This is a genomic window from Streptococcus suis, from assembly GCF_002964045.1.
Taxonomy (GTDB): Bacteria; Bacillota; Bacilli; order Lactobacillales; family Streptococcaceae; genus Streptococcus; species Streptococcus suis_U.
The window spans coordinates 1-498 of sequence record NZ_POPB01000204.1; the positions used below are offsets into that span (position 1 = coordinate 1).

General features: G+C 38.4%; 2 protein-coding genes. Both read left to right on the top strand.

The window, feature by feature from the left end; translation table 11 throughout:
- A partial coding sequence (locus C1E99_RS01835; protein ID WP_193441779.1) for an epoxyqueuosine reductase QueH occupies positions 1-184 on the top strand: 184 nt, incomplete at its 5' end.
- An 83-nt stretch (positions 185-267) separates the two neighbouring features.
- Positions 268-498: CBS domain-containing protein (locus tag C1E99_RS01840; RefSeq protein ID WP_153060140.1), on the top strand; the 231-nt coding region annotated here is incomplete at its 3' end.

A 498-nucleotide genomic window follows, 5' to 3' on the forward strand; every position in this document is an offset into this window, starting at 1 on the left:
CTATCAGCGTTCAGTTCAAATGTGTGAAGAGTATGACATTTATCGCCAGTGCTATTGTGGCTGTGTCTATGGGGCCAATGCCCAAGGTGTCAATCTCGTACAGGTAAAAAAAGAAGCCTTGGAATTTTTAAAAACGCACAGAGATTATTCCCACATTCCTTTCAAGGTACTGGATAAGAATTGATTTTCATTTCTTTTCATCAAATATTGAAATCGTTTTCGGATTTGTGGTATAATAAAGTATGATTTACCAAAGGAGGAAGTCCTATGTCTGTTAAAGATTTTATGACCCGTAAAGTTGTTTATATTTCACCAGATACAACCATTGCACACGCTGCAGATATTATGCGTGAACAGGATTTGCATCGTCTGCCTGTTATTGAAAATGATAAGTTGGTTGGTTTGGTCACTGAGGGAACGATCGCAGAAGCTAGTCCATCGAAGGCAACTAGCCTATCTATTTACGAGATGAACTACCTTTTGAATAAGACTAAGGTC